A 20,475-nucleotide genomic window follows, 5' to 3' on the forward strand; every position below is an offset into this window, starting at 1 on the left:
AATGAAAGAAAATGAACTGGAATCAATGAGAAAGTCTTTCAAAACTGTGTATGAGAAAAGAAAACAGATATTAAATAGTCCTCAAACTAAAAAGCTTCAAGAAAACGTTTTAGCTATTAAAAAAGAAGCTATTGAACATTATAGAGAACTTCTTGAAATAGCTAAAGATTCATTTAAAGCTAATGATATCGATTGTATTTTTGCAAAAGACGACATCGAAGCTAGAGACGTTATTTATGATATCATAAAGAGTGAAGATGTGGATACAGTAGCCAAATCTAAATCTAATACACTTGGAGAAATAGCTATTTCTAAATATTTAAAATCAAAAAATATTGATGTGGTTGAAACTGATCTTGGAGATCGTATTTTACAATTAAAAGGAACTGATAATAAACCAACTCATCCAACTGGCCCTGCTTCTCATTTAAATGTGGCTCAAATAGCTTCCATTGTAAATGATAGTATGGATGTCAATGTTGAAGCTGATCCAAAAGCCATCATGAAAGTAGTTAGGGAAGATGTTCTAAATAGAATAAACACATCAACTCTTGGAATAAGTGGTGCAAATGCCATTGCAAGTGAGGATGGATCTCTTGTTTTTATTCATAATGAAGGGAATATATCTTTAATTTCATTGATGAAAACCCATATTGTCGTGGTTGGGATTGATAAATTACTTAGAACAATTGAAGATGCAATTTCTTTAGTTAAATTAGAAACCATCTATGCAACTGGAAGTAAGGTAACTTCCTATATAAATATTGTTTCAGGACCTTCGAAAACAGCAGATATCGAAAAGAAACTAATTAAAAACATGTATGGTGCAGAAAAAGTCATTGTAATAATCCTTGATAATGGAAGAAGTGAAGCTATTGCTGATATTGATGACTGCTTATTGTGTATAGGTTGTGGTAGCTGTATTGTGACCTGTCCAGTTTATAATGTTATAGGTAATGAATTTGGTTTTAATAATTATCTTGGTGGAAGAGGAGTAGCTATGAGTAAATTCATTGAAGATAATGAAACTAGCTACAATTCTGGTCTCTATATGTGTACATTATGTGGGCTTTGTACAATCAATTGTCCAGTAGCTATTCCTACTAATGAAATAATTGAAAAAATTCGTTCATCTTCTCAAAAGGAAGGATTTTATCCAAAAAAACATGGAAAATTCAGGGACAACATTAAAAATAGAAATTCTCCTTATTAACCATTTTACGAATTTTTCTAATATTATCTTGTTTTTAAATTTTTCTTTTTATGAATTATTTTTATAATTGTGGTTATTTTTCTTTTTATGGATTATTTTTGTAATTATGGTTGTTTTTCTTTTTATGGATTATTTTTATAATTATAGTTGTTTTTCATTATAATTATTATTTTTAGTTAGTATTGGATAAAACTTCTCAAAATTATAATATTTTTAAATATTCACATTAATCATTATTTTTATAAATAAAAGAATTTTAACGATTAAAAATTTAATATTATTTTTAAATCAAATGTCTAGGACTATATTACTTAATTTACCCTTAACATAATTGTAATAGCTATTTTTTCATGGAATATATTAAGAGGGATTCATGTTGTAAAGCTATTATTAATATTTAAAAATCAAGAGACATTAAGAGAAGGCTATGTCTGATTATTGGATAATTTGAATATTTATTTTTTAAAATAATAAATCTTAGAAAGAGCTGATGAAAAGTAAATTTAATTATAAAAAAGAAATTAGTAAAAAAGAAAAAAGAAAAAGAAGTAAATTTTATTCTTTACGGTAATAACCAAAACCAACTACAGATAATAATACTAAAAGTATTAGATTTATTGGGATCCCTGTTGTTTTCATTGTTGCTTTTGCTGAACTGTTAGTGTTATTATTAGGTGTAGGTGTTGGAGGAATTGGTTCTTCTGTGACTAAAGCAGTTGCAGAGTCTGTTGTGGTGTTAAAGTTTGAACCACTTGCGGTTATGCTTATTGTGTAGGTACCTGCCTTTGTGAATTTTCCTGTAAAGCTCATTGTTACTTCTTGACCTGGAGTTAAATCGCCAATATACCATACATTAGCTATTGGATCATAATATCCTTGAGATACAACAACACTAGCTGGATTTAAGACAAATTCAGATGGGAAATTGACATCCACTACAACATCATAGGCTGTATTAGAACCTTCATTGACAACATTAATATTTCCATTAACTGTTTCATTAACATCGTATTCATCCTTGTCTAAAGTAATAGTTCCAATTACATTGGTATCAGTCACGATTAAAAGTTGACCATCATTGATAACAATTCCAAAGCCGTTATGACCTGTATAATTACCATTAACAGTGACAGCTCCTATACCATGATTGACTAAATATGGTATTTCTGCTCGTCCTTCAATAGATGTTTCGTTGCCTATGAATGTTCCGTTAACATAGAATGATATGTTTTGACCTGTAACAGTGTTGCCCATATCATCAGTCAATGTCGCAAACAAAATGGTTTGGGTATTATTCCCTATGATAACAGTTTCATTATTGAGATAAGTTAGATTAAGAACACCTATCTCAGCATTGTTGTAAATCATCTGACCTAAAGCAGCAACATTTCCAGACATAAGATTACCAGAAAGCAACATACTACCATCATTAAATATAGCTCCACCCTCATTAGTTGCTATGTTATTTCTGAAATTAGAGATAGTAACATTCATATTGCCCATATTATTAAAAATAGCTCCACCGTCATTAGTTGCTATGTTATTTGTGAAATTAGAGATGGTAACATTCATATTGCCTATATTATTAAAAATAGCTCCACCAGAAGCATAGGCTGTGTTGTTTATGAAATTAGAGTTAGTAATGTTCATGTTAGTATCTTCATTGTAGATAGCTCCACCAATATAATTGGCAGTATTATTAAGGAATAAAGAGTTGTTAATGTTCATATTACCCACAATATTGACAATAGCTCCGCCATAAGAATCATTTGCTGCGTTATTTATGAATTGGCAATTATCAATAGTACTATTAGAATTATAACTACTGGTGATGGCTCCACCACTAGAACTTGCTGTGTTATTTGTGAATGTGCAGTTTAGTAAACCCAATGTTCCAGATCCTTGATTAAGGATTGCTCCACCAATAATGGCATTTCCATTCATGAATGTTATATTTATGAATGTTATGTTACTATTTTTTCCAATAGGGATATAAAACATTCTCCCCAGATTTTGTGCATCGATTACTACTGATCCTGATGGTCCGTTTCCTATTATTGTTAGATTTGTATCGTTGAAGCTCATGGTGTTGCCTCTGTCAGTAGTTTTATTGTAAATACCTTGGTTGAGTGTTATAGTATTTGAAGCTGTACCGTTTGCAGTAATATTAGCTATTGCTCCATTAATACCACTAGCATCATTTGGATCAAGTGTTATATCTATTGCATTAACAGCAGATAGGCTAGTAGAGAATAGAAATAGCACTGCTACAATAAAAATCAATTGTTTTGATCTCTTATTGTTTTTTATATCGTATTTAATTTTTTCACCTCTAGTGAACTTGTTTTATGTTTATTTTAATATTAACATACAAAATAAATATTTTCTACATAGTTTGTATGCTAACTAATAATTATGGTAATAACTATTATTTATAATTATCTTAATTACAACTATGTAAATTAGTATGTTATAAAAATAATTTCCTAAAACACAGAAAAGTAAATGAAAAAAAAACAGTTATACTAAGAAACCATGAAAAATATGCTAAAAAAGATACTTTTATAATGAAACACTATATAACTTTAAAATTATAAATGAAAATATTCTGCTCATATATGGCTTTATCATTTTATAAAACTTATTTAGGTCATGTATTTTTAATTATAGTGTATTATATAAAAGTTTTTAACAATTTATATTCATTTTATAACATTTTAAAAGGAATTATTATATTTTTTCAATAATTCAAAAAATTCATTATCATTATTTTTTATTTACTTGTTTATGATATATATATATATATATATATATATATCAATTATTTTTCAGTAAAATTTATATATGGTATGGGATATAATTATCCTTGTTAGATGATAGTGATTACTCTCTATATTTTCTAACTTTCTATAAATATTATAAATATTATTAAATAATTTTATAGATTTTATATTTGTATATAATTGATTAGAACAGGAGGTGAAAAATAATGTTTAAAAATAAACGGTTTATGTCATTTAGTTTAATAGTTTTAGCTATTTTGGTTTGTTTTACTCTATCTAGTGTTAGTGCTGGTTCTTATGATTTTACTAATTCTAGTAATACTCAGGATTTTCAGAATCTTATTGATAATGATATTGATGATGAGTTAGAAATTAATCTTACTAGTGGTTCATACACTAATTTAGGTCAGATTAATATAACTCGTAATGCTACTATTCAAGGTAAGAATAATCCAGTAATAACAGGTCCTGGGTCTGGTATTCTGTTTAATATCACTACACCGAACGTTAGAATTATTAATCTAACTATCATTGGTTATGATACAGCTATAAGTTCAAATTCTAGCGATTTAACTATTATGGGTAATAATATTACAACTTCTGGTATTAGTATTAATTTAACTAGTTCTGGTGAGGATTTAACTGGTATAAGTATTAAGGACAATATTATTGTTTCTTCAATAGCTAATTCTGATCATGGTGCTGTTTTTGTTCATGCTCCAGATTATAGTGGAGCTGTTATTGATGTTTCTTTCATTAATAATAATATAACTAGTAATGGTACGAGTAATTCTAATGGTGTTCGTTTTTATACTATTGGTTGTTCTTTTGATTTGATTTTTGAAAATAACAACATCACAGGAACATACTCTAGTGTTTATCTGATTACGGACAGCAGTAACAACTCACAATTTACCTTCAACAACAACAACATCACAGGAGCAACATATGGTGTTTATCTGCGTGCACGCAGTAGCAACAACACCAATATAACCTTCACCAACAACAACATCACAGGAACAGATGCATACGGCTATGGTGTTTATCTGGGTGCATCCGATACCAACAACACCAATATAACCTTCACCAACATCACAGCAACATCCACCTATGTTGTTTATCTGGTTGCAGACAGGAGTAACAACTTACAATTTACCTTCACTAACAATAATATCACAGGAACAGGATCATCCACTTATAGTGTTTATCTGTCTGCATCCAGTAGTAATAACTCACAGTTTACCTTCACTAACAATAATATCACTGGAACATCCATTTATGGTGTTTCTCTGTCTGCATCCAGTAGTAACAACTTACAATTTGCCTTCACTAACAATAGTATCGCAGTAACAGGATCATACGGTACTGGTGTTTCTCTGTCTGCACCCAGTAGTAATAACTCACAGTTTACCTTCACTAACAATAATATCGCAGTAACAGGATCATTCGTTTATGGTGTTTCTCTGTTTGTAAACCTTGTCAACAACGTCAACATAACCTTCACCAACAACAACGTCACAGGAACATACGAGGGTGTTTATCTGTATGCATTAAGTAGTAATAACTCACAGTTTACCTTCACTAACAATAATATCACAGGAAAAGACGATGGTGTTTCTCTGTATGCATCCAGTAGCAACAACACTAATATAACCTTTAATGGGAACAGTATTACTGGTGTTGATTATGGTGTGTATGTTCCTCTTAATGGTAATGTTAGTGGTGTTAGTTTTTTAAATAATACTGTTAATGCTACAAGTGGTAATGGATTCTATTTCTATACTATTGGTTCTGCACCTACTAATATTAGTGATTCTGTTATTCGTGGTAATACTATTTATGCTGTGAATGGTGCTGGTTTGAATTTCACTAGATTATTTGCTGGTTCTCGTGTTAATGTGACTGTTGAGTATAATCGTATTATATCACTGGTTGGTGTTAATATCACTGGTTATAATGATAACAGTAGTTTTGATCATAATTGGTGGGGAGTTAACGATATATCTAATAAGATTTTTGGTATTGATACTAATAATCATTATATTTTGAATATTACTAACTCTAGTAGTTTGGATGATGTTCATTTTGGTGATATTGTTAGATTTTATCTGTTGGTCTTGAATACTACTCTTAATAACTCTGGTGTTGAAAATTTACCTGATTTTGTTATTAATGGTACTTTAAATAATGTGGATTATGTTGTTAGTCGCGATGATGGTTTTATTTACAAGTTTGCAGTTCCAAAAGTAGGTAATAATACTTTAAATGCTAGTTTAGATGCTGCATATAATATTACAAGTTTCATTGCTACAAAAGCTTCTACTAATTCAACTATTGTTGTTAATCCTAATCCTGCTCAGATTGGTGAAAATGTCACTGTTAGTGGTGTTTTAGCTAATCATACTGGTATTGGTTTTGTTAATGTTACTGTTGATGGTACACTCTTTGCTAATGTAACTGTTGATGTTTCTGGTTATTGGGAGTTAAATTACACTACTAATCGTACTGGAACTGATTTAGAGGTTATCGTTAGCTTTGCTGGTAATGAAAATTACACAAGCTTTACTAATACTACTAACTTTAATGTTACTAAATTAGGTGCTAATTCAACTGTAAATATTCCTAGAACTGTTAAAACAGGTAAAACCATAACAATTGATGGAGTGCTTGTTGATGAAAATGGTAATCCAATAGCTAATGCTCCAATTAATGTTACTGTTGATGGTAAAGTTTATTCTTTGACTACTGATTCTAATGGTCGATGGAGTCTTACTTATAAACCAACACACACAGGAAATGTTAATATTATGGTGGATTATGCAGGAAACGATAAATACTTTATCTATACCAATACTACAACTTTTAACGTTATAAAAGGTGAAGCTATTGTTGATATGGATGTAGTTAAAAATTCTGATGGATCTGTTGATGTGATTGTCACAGTAACCGATGAAGACGGCGATCCAATATGTGACTATAAAGTTACTGTCGATTTGGATGGTAAAAACATTGGAAATATTGTTACTAATTTTCTTGGTGTTGGAGGAATCCATATCCCAAGTAATGAACTCAGTGACGGTAAACATGTGATTACAGTTTTATCTGATAATTTGAACTATTATAGTGACCCAGTTTCAGTTGAATTTGAAACCCAAAACAAGGATAATGACAACAATGATACTAATAATACCAATAAAACAAATAACAATCCAGTGGCTAGTGCTACTATGAAAAATACAGGAATGCCGATAATAGCTATTATATTAGTATTGATAAGTATGTTTGGAATCATTTTAAGAAGAAAAACATGATTAAATCATTTAAAATTTTTATTTTTTTAGGAGAAATAATTATTTTTCTCCTTAATTTTATTTTTTTAAGTTTTTATACATTATATAATACTAATTTTAAGTTTGCCTAATTTTTAAAAATGAGCTATTTTTTGATTAAAACTTTTATAATTTATGAAAATGAGAATATGGCCTCAAATATTAAAAAAAAAGAATTTAATAAAGAAATAATCAAAATAAATAAAAAGTAGAAGAAATTTCTTAACTTGACAGAATTGATTAATAGAATTATAACAAACTTGACAGAATTGATTAATAAATGATAATAATATAATAAATTTTAAATATCTATAATATTAAATAATATAAGAAATAATAATTATATTAATTATAATTAGTATCATTCCTAAGAAATGGAGATTTAAAATGAAAGTAGATAGATTGATGATTCAACAAAAGAATTTAGAAGATTCTTTAAATTTTAAAGTAGGGGAAACTCTTTCATCTAAAGAATTTGATTTTTTAAATGAAGATTTAGCTATAAATTATATTAATATTAATACAAAAACAGGATTTATTGAAATTAAAGGTGATGAGGATGCTTTCATATGGTATTCTTTAAGTGATATCCAGTTTTTATCTTTTAACATAGAAAAATCAGACAAATAAGTTGTCAAGGTATGAAATAAAGAAAAATAATATATTTTTCAAATTATTAAGATTTTCAATTTATTAAGATTATTTTTTGTATATATTAGTAGAGATGATTTAAAAAGTCATGGTTAAATAAAAAGTCATGGTTAAAAGAGGGAAAAAATGGATGAACACATAATAGAGGCTATGGGAAAAGCCAGAGTTGTAATAATGGATGGAAAAGTTGTAGAAGTTGGAGATCCTAAAATAGATTATTGTCCATTATTTCATAAACATAGGGGCATAGAAAAGATAGATAAAGATACTATAAAAGAAAATATGGAGTTTCGTATAAGAGATTTTGGAATGTGCACTCCAAATAGAGAAATTGAAATGAAAGATTTATTATCATTTGGTGTTTCTGAAACTGTTTCAACTCTTTTGGATGATAAAATATTAGACTGTGCAGTAATGGTTTGTGATGGTTGTGGAACAGTACTTGTAAAAAATGGTAAAAATGCCCAAGGGATAGGTGGTCGCGTTTCAGGTTATATTAAAACAAGCCCTATTAAGGAAATCATTGAAAAAGTTGGAGAGGATAATGTTTTAGATCCAGAAACTGCAATTATTGACCAAATAGCTGGAACGAAATTAGCTATAAAAAAGGGATTTAAAAACATAGTTACTACAATAACTAAAGGTACTGATGCCAAAAAGCTAAGAGAACTTGAAAAAGAATATGATGATGTCAATATCTATATTTTTTCAGTACATTCTTCTGGAATAAGTGATGATGAAGCAAAACAGCTATCTAAACATTGTGATGTTTCAACAGGCTGTGCTTCAAAAGCCATGCGAAATATTGGTGAGAAAGAAAGTGTTCTAAAAATAGGAGAATCTATTCCAATTTTTGCTTGTAGTCAAGCTGGAAAAGAGTTTCTTGAAAGAAGAATAGAAAAAATAGGGGAAAGACCTAAAAAAGATCCTAATCCTCCTAAACCATTGTTATAATACTTTTAATTTTTAAACTCTCTTTTAAATACTTCATTTTTTAAAAGGATTATAAAGATAGAATATATAGTTAGTATTATAGAAAAATTTATTCTAAAAATGGATTTATTACATTTAATAATTTTATCAAAAATATTATTTTAAATGATTTATTACATTTAATAATTTTATCAAAAATATTATTTTAAATAAAAGAATAAAATTAGAATTACTAACTTATCAAAAATATTATTTTAAATAAAAGAATAAAATTAGAATTACTAACTTATCAAAAATATTATTTTAAATAAAAGAATAAAATTAGAATTAATAACTCATGATAACAACAACATTCTTATATGATAATTACATAATTAAAGTAAATTAACATATCTAGTAAACTTTATATGGAGGAAATCTGTTGCTTCTATTAATTAGTCCAATAAACAGTGAAGAAGCTCTTGAAGCTATTAAAGGCAATGCAGACATTATTGATGTTAAAAATCCTAAGGAAGGATCTTTAGGTGCTAATTTTCCATGGGTAATTAAAGATATTCGGGAGATAACTCCTGATGCCATGTTGGTTAGTGCTACTCTTGGAGATATACCTTATAAACCAGGTACTGTGTCACTTGCAGCTATGGGGGCGTTAGTATCTGGAGCTGACTATATTAAAGTTGGTTTATATGGGACAAAAAACTATGAAGAGTCATTAGAAGTTATGAAAAATGTTGTAAAAACTGTAAAAGATCAAAATCCTGATGCAATCGTAGTAGCTTCTGGTTATGCTGATGCTCATAGAGTTGGAGCAGTTAGTCCTTGGGAAATCCCAAAAATAGCTAAAGACTCTGGAAGTGATTTAGCTATGTTGGATACAGCTGTTAAAGATGGCAAGACTCTTTTTGACTATCTTGACATAGATGATCTTAAAAAGTTCGTAGATGAAATTCATGGTTATGGATTAAAATCTGCATTGGCAGGTTCTATTAAAAAAGAGCAGTTAAAACCTCTTCACGATATTGGATGTGATGTTGTTGGTGTAAGAGGCGCAGCATGTATTGGTGGCGATAGAAACACTGGCAAAATAGATAGATCTGCAGTATCTCAATTAAAAGATTTAATTAATTCCTTTTAATATCAATCACAATTCCTTAATATAAGATTTTAATTATAATGGTCAATTACAAAATTTATTATTAAAATTTATTATTAATTTAATTATAATTATTTACTACAAGATTTTAATTACAAGTAATATAATATATTAATTATTAATTGTTATTACAAGATTTATTATTATATTTGATTATAATTATTTAATATAATATTTTGATTATAATTGTTATTAAAATATGCTTATTGTTATCAATTATTAGTTGTATACAAAATTAACTTTTAGTTTAAAATTAGGTGAGAATATGTTTTCAAAAAAAATAAAGGAAGCTGAGCTTGGATATACATATGATGATTTTTTATTATCTCCAAATGAGTCATGGATTGAAGCTAAAGACGTAAATACAACAGCTAAAGTCTCTAAAAATTTTGAACTGAACATTCCAATAATTAGTTCAGCTATGGATACTGTGACTGAAACTGAATTAGCTATTGCTTTAGCACAAGTTGGTGGAATAGGAGTTATTCATAGGAACATGACGCTGGAACAAGAAGTCGAACAAGTTAAAAATGTAAAAAGTTCAGGAGATCTCACTATTAGGGATGTTGTCACAACGAATCCTGAATCGTCTCTAGATACAGTTCGAGATTTGATGGAACAAGAAGCTGTCAGTGGTCTTCCAGTTATTGAAGATGAAAATTTAATTGGAATTATAAGTAAAAGAGATATTAAACCAATTTTAGCTTCTGTTTCAGATAAAAAAGTAAAAGACATTATGACTTCTGATGTTGTAACTGTTGAAGATTCAATTTCTCCACTTGATGCTTTAGACATTGCTTATGAAAACAAGGTAGAAAGACTTCCTGTTGTTAGAGATGGTAAACTCGTTGGAATCATTACAATTAGAGACATTTTGAATCATAAAAAATATCCTCAAGCTTCAAGAGATAAAGAAGGTAAATTACTGGTGGCTGCAGCTACAGGTCCCTTTGACTTAGAAAGAGCTATAGCATTAGATGAAGCTGGTGCTGATATTTTAGCTGTTGATTGTGCACATGCTCATAATATGAATGTAGTTAATTTTGCTTCTACTCTAAAAGATAATATCGACGCTGATTTAATTGTTGGAAATATAGCTACTGGTGAAGCTGCTGAAGCTCTTATATCTCAGGGTATCGATGGGTTGAAAGTTGGAATAGGTCCAGGATCAATGTGTACTACAAGAATCATCGCTGGTGTTGGCGTTCCTCAGCTTACAGCTATTTCTGATGTGGCAGATGTAGCTTCAAAACATGGAATTCCAGTTATTGCAGATGGGGGACTTAGATATTCTGGAGATATAGCTAAAGCTATTGCAGCTGGAGCTGATCTTGTAATGCTTGGTAATTTACTTGCTGGAACTTACGAATCTCCTGGTGATGTTGTAGTTATGAATGGGAGACAATATAAGCAATACAGAGGAATGGGTTCGATGGGAGCTATGACTGGTGGTTTTGGTGGCGGTGCAGATAGATACTTCCAAGAAATCAAAGGTCATATGAAACACTCAAAACTTGTTCCAGAAGGGGTAGAAGGTGCTGTACCTTATAAAGGAATGCTTAATGATGTTGTTTTCCAATTGATTGGTGGTTTAAAAGCATCTATGGGCTACTGTGGTGCAAAAGATATTGAAACTATGAAGAAAGTAGCTAAATTTGTTAGAATTACATCTAGTGGTATTAAAGAAAGCCATCCACATGATCTTTTAATTACAAATGAAAGTCCTAATTATCCTACATTGGATTAAGTAAATTTTTATTAATTTAATTAGGTTTTTATTCTTTTGAGTGAAGTTTTATTAATTTAATTAGGTTTTTATTCTTTTGAGTGAAGTTTTATTAATTTAATTAGGTTTTTATTCTTTTGAGTGAAGTTTTATTAATTTAATTAGGTTTTTATTCATTTAATTAAAATTTTATTAATTTTTTTCTTTTTAAAGATATCTATAAAATAATTTTTAGTTGGTTATATATAATGTGAAAATAATTTTTAGTTGGGGTTTATATGAAGCATGAAAATATCAGATCATGTATCCTATTATGTGGGGGAATGAGTAGAAGAATGGGTCAAGATAAAGGAACTATGTTAATTAATGAAAAGCCCATGATAATTCATATACTTGAAAAATTAAACTATCAAATCGATGAGGTAATCATCGTTTTAAATGATGAAAAAAGAATAGCTAAATACAAATCATTAATTCAAAATCATATTAAAAATAAACTTAAAACTGACTTTGATTATGAAATGATTTTTCTAGAAGATGAAATCAAAAATCAAGGACCATTATCTGGAATAATGACAGGACTTAAAACTATTAAAGGAAAATATGGACTTGTTTTACCTTGTGATTCTCCTTTTATTACTTCTAATTTTATTAAAAACATGTTTAATATTTTAAATGAAAATTTAGAAGAGGAAATCTTTATTGAAGGAATTGTTCCATACCATAATAAAAATATGGATTTACTTGAGAAATTAACTAAAGAAAAAGAACTTCCTGAAGACATAGGTTTTAAAAACTCTTTAATAAATAATTCTGAGCCATTACATAGTATTTATAAAAGTAGTATTTACCCAGACATTGAAGAACTTTTACATTCCAATAAAAATGATGTTAAATCTTTAATTAAGAATATAAATAGCTATTTTATTCCAATTTATGACAATATTAGTAATGAAGATAATAAAAAGAATAACTACAGCACCCACGGAATTAATAATATTGAAAATAATTTTAAAAATATAAATTCAAAAGAAGATTTAGATAATTGATTAATTTCTTTTAAATATCTTTTTAAAATACTATTTTGAGAGTGTCTCATAATTAAGATTTTTAAAAAATTTAATAAAAATATTCCTCATTTAAAATCTTTAAATATTATATAAATACCTATATTTTTTTATTTCTTAAAAATAATATTTAGAAAATCTATAATTTAAATTTAAAATAATTATAATAATTTTAATACTAATAACAATATACTAAAGTATATAATTACTAAACCACTATATAATTATTAACTAATTATAATAATTTTAATACTAATGACAATATACTAAAGTATATAATTACTAAATTACTATATAATTATTAAATAATTATATGTTGTAATGCCATATAATAAATGAAACTATGATTATTAGGCTACTGATTACTACAATAATTTGATTAATAGCTAGAAGATATTAACTTATTACTCTTACTATTGGAAGTATTAAGAAGATTGGAAGCATTAATAAGATTGGAACTATTAAGAAGATTGGAAGTATTAAGAAGGTGTAATATTTATTGAACTGAAAATAGGAGGCTCTGTTATGATTGTAAATGCCTTGTCTGAAAAGTTAAATCTTTTTGATTGGCAAGTTAAGGAAGTTATAAGTCTCATTAGCCAAGGATATTCTATACCTTATATTGTTAGATATAAAAAGAAAGAAACTGGATCCTTAAATGATGAAACAGTGAGGAAAGTTATTGGAGACTTTAAAAATCTTAAAACTCTTGAAAAAAGAAAAAAAGAGGTTATTAAAAGTTTAAAAGAACAGGATAAATTTTCTGATGAATTGAATAAAATAATTAATAATGCTAAAAATCTAGAAACAGTAGAAGACATTTACAGACCATTTTCTCCTAAAAATAGAACAATGGGGGTCATAGCCAAAGAAAAAGGTCTTGAAGGCTTAGCAAAGATTATTTTAGAACAAAAAATAAATAGTCCTATTTCTGATGTGGCTAAAGAATATTTGTCTGATGAAAATGGGGTGAATACTGTAGAAGAAGCTATCTCAGGATCTAAAGATATAATAGCTGAAATTATTTCAGATAATCCTCAATTTAGGCCACTAATTAGGAAAATTTCCTATGAAGATGGGGAAATTATAGTTAAGGTATCTAATAAAAATGAAGAATCTTCTTATGAAATGTACTATGAGCATAAGGAGAAACTTGTTAGTATGGCTAACCATAGGATATTGGCTATTAATAGGGGAGAAGAGGAGGGCTTTTTAAAAGTTAAAATCCAAGTTCCTGAAAGTGAAATAACAAGCTATTTAAATAGACATATTTTAATCGATAATTCTAAGGATCATAGTGAAAATTATAATAAATTTACAAAAGAATTATTAGAAGAAACTGTTTTAAGAGCATATAGAGATTTAATAGCTCCTTCAATTGAAAAAGACATTAGAGATCATCTAAGCAAAAAAGCAATAAATGGAGCTATAAAGGTTTTTTCAAAAAATTTAGAGAGTCTATTAATGCAAGGCCCTATTAGGGATAAAATAGTTTTAGGGTGGAATCCTTCTCCTTATTCTACTTCTAAATTAGCTATTGTTGATGGAACTGGGGAAGTATTAGCTACTGACAATGTTTTCACAATTGGCTCTCAAAATCAGATTGATGAAACTAAAAACAAAATTTTGGATTTAATAAATAAATATAATGTGGATATTATAGCTTTAGGAAGTGTTTCTGATTCAAAAAGATTTGAAACTATAATAGCTGATATTATAAAGGGTACTAATGTTAAATATGCTATTGTTAATCAAGCAGGAGCTTCTGATTATTCTAGAAGTATCTTTGGAGTAATGGAACTACCTAACTTTGAAAATGATTATAGGGTAGCTATTTCAATAGCTAAACGTTTACAAGATCCTTTAGTTGAACTTGTTAAAGTTGATCCTAAATCTATTGGTGTTGGTCAATATCAGCATGATATAGATGAAAAATACTTAAGTGAATCTTTAAAAAATGTAATTGAGAAAGTTGTTAATGATGTAGGTGTAGATGTAAATTCTGCTTCTATACCTCTTTTAGTTTATGTTTCTGGTTTAGATTCTGCAATTGCTACTAATATTTTAAAATATAGGGAAGAAAATGGAGTCTTTACTAATCGTAAGGAACTTTTAAAAGTTGAAGGAATAGATGCTAATGTTTTTGAACAATGTGCAGGATTTTTAAAAGTTTTCACATCTGATAATCTTTTAGATATTACACGAATCCATCCGAAATATTATGATGTTACTTATAAAATATTAGAAGAGCTAAATTACAAATTAGGAGATATATTTTCAGGAAATCTATCCTTTGGTAATTTAAATCTTGAAAAATTAGCTAAAAAGTTCGATATTGATAAAGGCACCTTGATGTATATTATTATTCAACTTAAATATCCATTAAAAGACCCAAGAGATCAGAAATCTCAAGCAATATTAAGATCACATACCCTATCTATAGAAAATCTTAAAGAAGGTATGATATTAGATGGTTCAGTGAGAAATGTTGTTGATTTCGGAGCATTTATTGATATTGGTGTTTATCATGATGGTTTGATTCATATTTCCCATATGGGACATGGTAAATTTGTTAATCATCCTTCTGATATTGTAAATGTTGGAGATATAGTGAAAGTTCAAATTATTGAATTGGATCTTGATAGAAATAGAATTCAATTAACCATGCTTGATGATTGATATTATTAATCTAAAGTAAAAATAAAAGATTCCATGAAAGTTGTTATAAAAATGATAGGATAATATGAATGTTTATTGATATATAAAAATTAATTGTAGGCTTTGATAATGATTTGACATTTTCAGAGACACCTATAGATTAATAAAAATAAAAAATGATTAATTATTATTTATTCTTTTAGTTTTTTAAGCGATGCTTTAATAAAAGCAGGTATATCATCTGGGCTACGGCTTGAAATTATGTTGCCATCTTCAACTACTTCTTCATCAACATATGTTGCTCCTGCATTTTTAATATCTTGTATGATCGATTTCCATCCTGTGATTCTACGACCTTCTAGAACTTGAGCAGTGATTAAAATTTGTGGTGCATGGCAAATTGCAAATACTGGCTTGCCACTTTTAACAAATTCTTTTGTAAACTCTACAGCATCCTCATCTACTCTTAATTCATCTGGAGAATGTCCTCCAGGTATGAAAAGAGCATCAAAATCATCTATTGAAACATCGTTGAATGATTTTTCAATTGTTTCCGATGCATTTCCCTGTTTGCCTTTGACTTTTTGCCCCTTTTTAAGTCCCACAACGGTTAATTCATGACCATTTTCCTTAAAAACTTTTGCAGGTTCTGTATACTCCACATCTTCAAACATATTTCCTAATATTACTACGATTTTACTCATTTTAATTCACCCTACAATATTTAAAAATTTTTCATCGAGTTGATAATTTTTTTAGTAATGTTTCTGAAAACTAATTTTGAATCATAATTATAGTATTTTTCCAAACTTTTTTGACATGGACAAAACAATAATGGAAAATATTTTTTCCAGTTTGTAAGTATTTGTTCATGTTTTTAAAGGTTTTTAGAGCTTTTTTCCAAACTCAATTGTTAATGATCGAATGTTAGATAAGTCACGAGAAGTACTATAATCCCCAACTCAATATTACTATTCTATATATGTTTAATAATATTTAATTATTTTTATACTATAGTCAAGCACGAAATTTTTGGCAATAATTATATTTTTTTATTTAGCTAATATGTCTCTATTTTCAATTATAACCTCTTAAAATTAACTATTATTAAAAATATATTATTTAAACATGTTTATTAATATAATAAATTAATTAGAATTATTAACTTAAAATTATAATATTTTTTGGATGATTTATCTAAATAATTTCAATGCTCTAAAATAGAAATTCTACAAGTTATAGTTAAAAGGAATAAGAACAATTCTCACAATAATAAATTACTTAAAATTAATCATTTTAAAGATTTGATTAAAATTAGTAATAAATAGTATATTGATAAATGCAAATAATTAAGATTGTTAATGTTTATTAAGATTAGCCATAATAGTTTAATTAAATATTATCTCGAAATGTTTATTTATTTTGAATATAATCTCTGTTTTTTTAATCACAAGGTTCAAATACTTAAATTCTGTAACTATTCTTAAAGTTGTTTCAGTATAAAGAAATTTTTTTTACTTTTTAAGAATTTTTTCAATACAAAAAAGTTAATATAAATAGTAATAAGTTTTTTTATTATATAGAAAAATTTAAATATTTATAAAAACTATTTTAATATATAGAAAAATTTAAATATTTATAATAGTTTTTTCATTATAAAAAAGTTAGTATAAATACCTATGAAAGTTTTTTCAGTGTACAGAAATCAAAAATCATGTTTAGGGAATTTTTAAAATGATTAAAAGGGAAATGTATCTAAGTAGAATTGAACCATATATAGATAAAAACATAGTTAAGGTTATAAGTGGAATCAGACGTTGTGGGAAATCAACAATATTACAACAAATTATTGATAGCTTAAAACAAAAAGGAGTAAAAGAAGAAAATATAATTCTAATAAACTTTGAATTAAAAGAATATTTTAATATAAAAAACATCGATAAGTTAGATAATTTAATCGAAAAATTAATCAAAAACACAGATAAAAATTACTTATTTTTCGATGAAATACAGGAAGTTGAAAATTGGGAAAAACTTATTAACTCATATTTAGCAGAAAAAAAGTATGATATATTCATTACAGGTTCAAATGCTAAACTTCTATCAGGAGAATTAGCTACTTATTTAACAGGGCGTTATATAGAAATAAAAATTTATCCATTTTCATTTTTAGAATTTATAGACTATAAGAAATCTAATAAAAAAATAGGGCATGAAAAATCTAAGGAGAATAGGAACTATAAAAAATTTAGTGGCAATAAACTGTTTATTGACTATCTTAGATTTGGTGGAATGCCATCTGTATTAGAATTTGAAACAAATGAGAAAATCCAATATTTAACTGACCTTTATAATTCAATATTTCTTAAAGATATAATTAAAAGAAATGAAATTAGAGATGTAGATTTATTAGAGAGAATACTACTTTTTATAATGGCTAATATTGGACAGCTATTTTCTGCAAATAATATTGTAAAATACCTAAAAAAAGATAAAATAAATGTATCAGTAAACACTATATACAATTATTTATCCTATATGGAAGAAGCTTGTTTGATTAACAAACTGAAAAGGGAAGATTTAGTAGGTAAAAAAATCTTAAACCACAAGGAAAAATTTTATTTAACAGACTTAGGATTTAGACAAGCAGTTTATGGAGATAATGAAAAAGATATTGATCAATCAATAGAAAATATTGTTTATACAGAATTACTTAGAAGAGGATACAATATAACAATTGGTAAATTTAAAGAAAAGGAAGTTGATTTTGTTTGTAAAAAAGCAGGTGAAACAATCTATATTCAAGTTTCATATATTTTAGCAGATGAAACTACTGTAAAACGGGAATTTGAATCATTACTTAAGATTCAAGATAATTATCCAAAATATGTAATAAGTATGGATGAATTTGACTTTTCAAGAGAGGGAATAAAACATATTAATTTAATTGATTTTTTAAAGGGAAATATGATATAATATTAAACTGAACAATATGTATTTGTTTTGTTATAACAATTTAGAACACAAAATTTTTAGTGTTATTTAATCTAATATTAAATATTTCTATTTAATTCATAAACAAAAGTAAAAATTTAAAAATCTAATTGTTTAGGTTAATTAGAAATTTTTATATATTATCATTTTTATAATTCTTTATGGGATGTTAATGACTATTCGATTAGATGAAAATAACATAATTGATTTTTTACATGGATGTAATAAAAATCAATTAAGACAAACAAAACATTCTAATAAGAGACGTAAATTCAGACAAATCCTGTTTGATGATATTTGTCGACTGATAATAGAAGAATCCCCTATTAATATTGAGCAAGAAGGGTCTAAAAAATTTGATTTAACTTATGATTACAATGAGGAATATAATATTTATATAGTCCTTGCTATTAAAGATAAGTTTATTAATATTGTAACTCAATATATAATTAACAAATAAATTAAGGAAAGTTTTTGCAATGAAAGAAAATATTATGAGTATTGATTATGATTATAAAGAAGATATTTTATTCTTCCAATCACCAACAAAACAGAAATATGAATTTTCTGAATTTTTAGACAAATCAGTAGTCATGGATTTTAATAAAAATAAAATCCCAATGGGTCTTGAAATATTAAACGCTTCTAAAGTTTTAAAAGCTAAAAAATATCTTCTCAAGAAAATTAACACTGGAGATATGTACATAAAAATTACTGAAAAAAAAATTGAATTAAATATTATTCTAACAATTAAAATTCACCAAAGACCTACTTCAATACCTATTAATGTCATTGGAGATAATAATTATCATTTACCTAATAGTCAAACTGAATTAGCTGTTGCTTCATCATAAAAACTTACTTAAATTTTAAATGATATTTAAAAATAAATTATTAAAAAAATAATAATAGCTACTAGTAAAATAATTTTTATAATAAAATAGAATGGGTCTAGAAAAAGTTTGTTATTTTGGTTCTGTAGAAATCATATTTGAATTTTTATATTGGTTGTTTTTGTGTAGCGATATATGTCATAGCATAGATTTTTTAACTTGGTTTCTTTATTTCTTAGCTTGTCACTTCTATTTTGATTTTTGTCTCCAAAAATTCTTTTTATAATAGATATTGTTGTTTCTACTATGCTTCTTTGATGGTATTTTGGTTTGGTGAAGATAGATATTGATCCTATTCTATATTTACCTTTTTTAGCTCTTTTTTTAAGAGGTATTAGGCTGGATGCATTTAATTCTTCATGTATAACTTTGTGTATTTCTTCACTGTCATATGTTTTGTTTAAACTGAATCCTATTGGATTGTATTTTTTTGTTTTTCTTATTAGTGGTATTGCATCTTTGGAATCGTGTCTTGGTCCTTTAACAATTTTGTGTGCTAGTATTACTTGGTTTGTTGTGTCTATTGCTATTTGATTTTTGGTGAAGCTTTTTCTCCATTTTTTGTTTTGTTTTTATCAGTAAAATATGTGCTGGCTTGATCAGCAAGAGTGTCCAGTTCCATCTAAAGCTACCCAAGGATTTTTAATATCGAATAATTTCACAGTTTGATTCATTATTTCATCTATTACTTGTGATTTGATTCGTTTGAAGAATTTTTGCAATGCTGTGTAATGTGGAATCTTTTTTAAATCGAGAATTAAGCATATTTCTGGCATCAGTTGGATAATTGAAGTGAAAAGACGATAATCCCTTCTTAAACGTTTCATTAAACATATTAACGCCATAAGTTGATGCTGAGTATATCTATATTTTGATTTTTCACAAGAATATTCTGTTAAAGACATTTTAGCAACTCTAAATGATAAAACAGTAAATTTTATTAACTTATTATCACACACATTAAACATGGAATCACTTTTATTGTTTGGTAATACATAATATGGGATTCCATAATACTTAATATGATTTCTACAAAGCCAAAAAATTAATTAAAAATATTGAAATTTTAAAGAAA

General features: G+C 27.0%; 15 protein-coding genes. 11 read left to right on the forward strand and 4 right to left on the reverse strand.

The genetic code is table 11. The features are described 5' to 3' along the window. The first annotated feature begins 1 nt into the window (after position 1). Entirely contained in the window at positions 2-1,213 is a 1,212-nt protein-coding gene (locus MBCUT_RS10320; protein ID WP_067260787.1) for an LUD domain-containing protein, read from the forward strand. Between the two features lie 555 nt (positions 1,214-1,768). On the opposite strand, the gene MBCUT_RS10325 is transcribed toward MBCUT_RS10320, so the two are convergent. Further along, positions 1,769-3,496, reverse strand: coding sequence for a DUF11 domain-containing protein (locus tag MBCUT_RS10325; protein WP_067260789.1), 1,728 nt, complete (start codon positions 3,494-3,496; stop codon positions 1,769-1,771). 706 nt (positions 3,497-4,202) lie between these two features. On the opposite strand from MBCUT_RS10325, the gene MBCUT_RS10330 reads away from it, so the two are divergent. The 7 genes from MBCUT_RS10330 to MBCUT_RS10360 all read left to right on the forward strand — a co-directional run bounded on the left by MBCUT_RS10330 (position 4,203) and on the right by MBCUT_RS10360 (position 15,534). Next, positions 4,203-7,307, forward strand: coding sequence for a beta strand repeat-containing protein (locus MBCUT_RS10330; protein WP_084270826.1), 3,105 nt, complete (start codon positions 4,203-4,205; stop codon positions 7,305-7,307). 405 nt (positions 7,308-7,712) lie between these two features. Beyond that, entirely contained in the window at positions 7,713-7,955 is a 243-nt protein-coding gene (locus tag MBCUT_RS10335; protein WP_067260795.1) for a hypothetical protein, read from the forward strand. A 147-nt stretch (positions 7,956-8,102) separates the two neighbouring features. Then, the gene (locus tag MBCUT_RS10340) at positions 8,103-8,930 is read left to right on the forward strand and encodes a methanogenesis marker 8 protein (RefSeq protein ID WP_067260797.1); all 828 of its coding nucleotides are present in this window, start codon (positions 8,103-8,105) and stop codon (positions 8,928-8,930) included. Positions 8,931-9,330: 400 nt separating this feature from the next. Beyond that, positions 9,331-10,044, forward strand: a complete 714-nt coding sequence (locus MBCUT_RS10345; protein ID WP_067260800.1) for a (5-formylfuran-3-yl)methyl phosphate synthase — start codon at positions 9,331-9,333, stop codon at positions 10,042-10,044. A gap of 283 nt (positions 10,045-10,327) precedes the next feature. Beyond that, positions 10,328-11,809, forward strand: a complete 1,482-nt coding sequence (gene guaB, locus MBCUT_RS10350) for an IMP dehydrogenase (RefSeq protein WP_067260802.1) — start codon at positions 10,328-10,330, stop codon at positions 11,807-11,809. Positions 11,810-12,066: 257 nt separating this feature from the next. Further along, a complete protein-coding gene (locus MBCUT_RS10355; protein ID WP_067260806.1) occupies positions 12,067-12,837 on the forward strand; it encodes a molybdenum cofactor guanylyltransferase in 771 nt (256 codons plus the stop codon). Positions 12,838-13,380: 543 nt separating this feature from the next. Then, entirely contained in the window at positions 13,381-15,534 is a 2,154-nt protein-coding gene (locus MBCUT_RS10360; RefSeq protein ID WP_067260809.1) for a helix-hairpin-helix domain-containing protein, read from the forward strand. A 170-nt stretch (positions 15,535-15,704) separates the two neighbouring features. Here MBCUT_RS10360 and MBCUT_RS10365 read toward each other — a convergent pair whose 3' ends face one another. Continuing rightward, positions 15,705-16,217, reverse strand: a complete 513-nt coding sequence (locus MBCUT_RS10365) for a type 1 glutamine amidotransferase domain-containing protein (RefSeq protein ID WP_067260812.1) — start codon at positions 16,215-16,217, stop codon at positions 15,705-15,707. A 1,030-nt stretch (positions 16,218-17,247) separates the two neighbouring features. Between MBCUT_RS10365 and MBCUT_RS10370 the strand changes: the two genes are divergently transcribed. The 3 genes from MBCUT_RS10370 (at position 17,248) to MBCUT_RS10380 (ending at position 19,361) form a co-directional block, all read left to right on the forward strand. After that, positions 17,248-18,489 carry an ATP-binding protein gene (locus tag MBCUT_RS10370; RefSeq protein ID WP_067260814.1) on the forward strand — a complete coding sequence of 414 codons (1,242 nt, stop codon included), beginning with the start codon at positions 17,248-17,250 and terminating at the stop codon, positions 18,487-18,489. A gap of 190 nt (positions 18,490-18,679) precedes the next feature. Then, entirely contained in the window at positions 18,680-18,967 is a 288-nt protein-coding gene (locus tag MBCUT_RS10375; protein WP_067260817.1) for a hypothetical protein, read from the forward strand. A 19-nt stretch (positions 18,968-18,986) separates the two neighbouring features. Further along, positions 18,987-19,361 carry a DUF2283 domain-containing protein gene (locus MBCUT_RS10380; protein ID WP_067260822.1) on the forward strand — a complete coding sequence of 125 codons (375 nt, stop codon included), beginning with the start codon at positions 18,987-18,989 and terminating at the stop codon, positions 19,359-19,361. 131 nt (positions 19,362-19,492) lie between these two features. Here the strand turns inward: MBCUT_RS10380 and MBCUT_RS11865 are convergent, their stop codons facing one another. Continuing rightward, positions 19,493-19,930: a transposase gene (locus tag MBCUT_RS11865; protein WP_084270829.1), complete on the reverse strand. Its 438-nt coding sequence runs from the start codon at positions 19,928-19,930 to the stop codon at positions 19,493-19,495. 69 nt (positions 19,931-19,999) lie between these two features. Continuing rightward, positions 20,000-20,368: a hypothetical protein gene (locus MBCUT_RS10390; protein ID WP_067260828.1), complete on the reverse strand. Its 369-nt coding sequence runs from the start codon at positions 20,366-20,368 to the stop codon at positions 20,000-20,002. Positions 20,369-20,475 lie beyond the last annotated feature (107 nt).

It is taken from the genome of Methanobrevibacter cuticularis (assembly GCF_001639285.1).
Taxonomy (GTDB): Archaea; Methanobacteriota; Methanobacteria; order Methanobacteriales; family Methanobacteriaceae; genus Methanobaculum; species Methanobaculum cuticulare.

Coding starts and splice junctions, on each gene's coding strand:
- MBCUT_RS10320 (WP_067260787.1), top strand. CDS start 2: ATGAAAGAAAATGAACTGGAATCAATGAGAAAGTCTTTCAAAACTGTG.
- MBCUT_RS10330 (WP_084270826.1), top strand. CDS start 4,203: ATGTTTAAAAATAAACGGTTTATGTCATTTAGTTTAATAGTTTTAGCT.
- MBCUT_RS10335 (WP_067260795.1), top strand. CDS start 7,713: ATGAAAGTAGATAGATTGATGATTCAACAAAAGAATTTAGAAGATTCT.
- MBCUT_RS10340 (WP_067260797.1), top strand. CDS start 8,103: ATGGATGAACACATAATAGAGGCTATGGGAAAAGCCAGAGTTGTAATA.
- guaB (WP_067260802.1), top strand. CDS start 10,328: ATGTTTTCAAAAAAAATAAAGGAAGCTGAGCTTGGATATACATATGAT.
- MBCUT_RS10355 (WP_067260806.1), top strand. CDS start 12,067: ATGAAGCATGAAAATATCAGATCATGTATCCTATTATGTGGGGGAATG.
- MBCUT_RS10360 (WP_067260809.1), top strand. CDS start 13,381: ATGATTGTAAATGCCTTGTCTGAAAAGTTAAATCTTTTTGATTGGCAA.
- MBCUT_RS10365 (WP_067260812.1), bottom strand. CDS start 16,217: ATGAGTAAAATCGTAGTAATATTAGGAAATATGTTTGAAGATGTGGAG.
- MBCUT_RS10370 (WP_067260814.1), top strand. CDS start 17,248: ATGATTAAAAGGGAAATGTATCTAAGTAGAATTGAACCATATATAGAT.
- MBCUT_RS10375 (WP_067260817.1), top strand. CDS start 18,680: ATGACTATTCGATTAGATGAAAATAACATAATTGATTTTTTACATGGA.
- MBCUT_RS10380 (WP_067260822.1), top strand. CDS start 18,987: ATGAAAGAAAATATTATGAGTATTGATTATGATTATAAAGAAGATATT.
- MBCUT_RS10390 (WP_067260828.1), bottom strand. CDS start 20,368: ATGTTTAATGTGTGTGATAATAAGTTAATAAAATTTACTGTTTTATCA.